Origin of the sequence: Candidatus Accumulibacter vicinus (genome assembly GCF_000584955.1) — a bacterium.
Classification (GTDB): Bacteria; Pseudomonadota; Gammaproteobacteria; order Burkholderiales; family Rhodocyclaceae; genus Accumulibacter; species Accumulibacter vicinus.
Genome location: NZ_JDSS02000031.1, coordinates 34,920 through 37,282 on the forward strand (window position 1 = coordinate 34,920; position 2,363 = coordinate 37,282).

A 2,363-nucleotide genomic window follows, 5' to 3' on the forward strand; every position below is an offset into this window, starting at 1 on the left:
CTCCCCCTCTCGGAGCCCTGCGCCGCGCCGCCGCAGCCGGCCCGCGATGCAGCGCGGGCCGTGGGAAGAGTCGGGGGAGGGAAACGGTCATGGCTTTCATGATCGAGGGTGCTTGCAACAGCCATGACCGTTAAGCAGGATCACAGTTGACACTGCATTGACGGAGGGGTGCCGATCGTTTTCGGCGAACTCGTGATCGATCCGGGCAAGGGGGTGCTGATCGTTGGCGCCAGCGGTTGCGGAAAAAGCTCGTTGTTGCGCGCCATTGCCGGTCTGTGGCATTCGGGCAGTGGCCGCATCATTCAGCCGGAGGCCAAGGAAATGCTGTTTCTGCCGCAACGTCCCTACATGCTGCTGGGTAGCCTGCGCAGCCAGTTGTTGTATCCGCTGCGGGAGCAGGAGATCGCCGACGAGGAACTGCTGCGCTTGCTGGAGAAGGTCAATCTGCCTGACCTTGCCGCCCGCTTCGATGGCCTGGATGCCGAGCTCGATTGGGCCAAGGTCCTCTCGGTGGGCGAACAACAACGCATCGCTTTCGCCCGCGTGCTCCTCTCCGCACCCCGTTACGCCATTCTCGACGAAGCGACCAGCGCCCTCGATATCGCCAACGAGAACAGTCTTTATCGGCAGTTGGCGGCCAGCGGCACGACGCTGATCAGCGTCGGCTACCGTCCCTCCATCCTGAAATACCACCCGCAGGTCCTGGAACTGACGGGCGATGGCGGATGGCAACTGTATGCGGCGAGCGATTACCGCTTCGATCGGGAGGCACCCGCCGAGTAGCGGAGAAAGTGCGGAAACGCCGTCGGCGAGTACGCACCCTGCCGTCCCGCGGCCGATCTTGCGTTCGCTGGCGCACATACACCCGTGCACGCCTGGGCCATGATGGCTACCTGCCCGCAGCCACGGCTTGAATCACGTCGGCCAGCGGGCACAGGGTGCGCGATGCATTGGCACAAGCCATCGCATGTGCGATCCCAGGTTCCATCCACACGCAGGAGAGATCATCATGAATCAGCAGACTCCTGAAGGCGAGGCCTTGTTGTCCCACCTGCCCCTTTGCGGAAATCTTCTGTTCCCGATGGACGCCCGCTAGACATGTATTTCCAAGGCATCGGCACGGCGACGCCGGCAGCTCGCTACACCAAGGCGGAGTGCCTGGCAGCCTTCGAGAACTCCGACTGGTTCGCGCGCCTCGACGCGCGCGCCCATTGCGTGGCGCGCGCCGTCCTGCAACGCGACAACGGCATCGAGGCGCGCTGGCTCGCCCTCGATTCGCTCGACGAAGTGTTCACGATCGACCCGAACACGCTGGCGCGGCGCTTTCTCGCGCACGCACCGGCGCTCGCCACACGCGCCGCCGCGAGCGCGCTCGCCAGGAGCGGCCTGAACGCGCCCGACCTGGGTGCGGTGATCGTCAGCACCTGTACCGGTTATCTGTGTCCCGGTCTGTCGGGGCATGTGGTCGAGCGCCTCGGGCTGCGTGCCGGCGTGCTCGCCTTCGTTTCGTCGTTCGGCGCCGGCTTCAGTTGCCACGGCGCCTTGCTGCGGGTGAGCTGATGAGTTCGTTTGCCATGGCCGCCCGGCCGACCGTGCGAAGGAATCCTTGATGGCCATGCCGAGGGTCGTGGGCGCCGAGATTCTCGATGGCCTGGCTGTCGACGACCCGGCGGCGACGCGTTCGGGTCGCGACCTGCGGCGCGTTCATCGTGCGATGGCTACCCGTTCGATCGTGTCGCGCGCCTTGCGTGCGGCAATCGTATCAACCCCGGCGACGCGGCCGCTGCAGGTGCTCGAAATCGGTGCCGGCGATGGCAACCTGCTGCTCGGCGTTGCCCGGTGGCTCGCGCCGGCGTGGCCGCCGGTCGACCTGATCCTGCTGGACGCCCAGCCCTTGGACCTGCTCGCCTTCAAGGCCAACTTCCGCGATGCGTCGCTGGACGAGGGTCTCCTGCCCGTGCTGTCGTTCACCGGAGGCTATGGCGGCATGGTCGTCGCGGATGGCGGCTTGACCACCATCGCCTGCTGTATCCGACGCGACCGTCTCGAAGCCTGTCGACAGGCGTCGTCCACGTTGAGTGCCGGCGACGCCGTCGAAGCGCTGCTCCGGCGCGACTGCCGGGGCGTTCGCCGGGCGCTGCAGACCGCCTCGCGTGCAGGTTCCTGGCTGGCGGCCGGGCCGCTTGATCCGGGGGTCCGCTTGCGTGCTGACGACCGGCTGTTCCGCATCGGCAATGCGGCCGGCGAGGCACATCCGATCATCGGCGAGGGCATGAGCATGGCGCTGCAATCCGCCTGGCTCCTGTGTGCGCAGTTGCTCGCTGACAAGCGGTGCGACCAGCTCTCCGGCAAGGCCTGGCAAG

Annotated in this window: 1 protein-coding gene and 2 pseudogenes; all 3 read left to right on the forward strand. The window is 66.5% G+C overall.

Translation table 11 applies throughout. The annotated features are described in order from the left end of the window. Positions 1-195: 195 nt before the first annotated feature. Positions 196-783, forward strand: a pseudogene (locus tag CAPSK01_RS14430) (ATP-binding cassette domain-containing protein); the annotation flags it as partial. A 315-nt stretch (positions 784-1,098) separates the two neighbouring features. Next, complete coding sequence (locus tag CAPSK01_RS14435) at positions 1,099-1,560, forward strand: hypothetical protein (RefSeq protein WP_273703739.1); 462 nt, start codon at positions 1,099-1,101, stop codon at positions 1,558-1,560. A gap of 49 nt (positions 1,561-1,609) precedes the next feature. Beyond that, a pseudogene (locus tag CAPSK01_RS23115) lies at positions 1,610-2,363 on the forward strand (hypothetical protein); the annotation flags it as partial.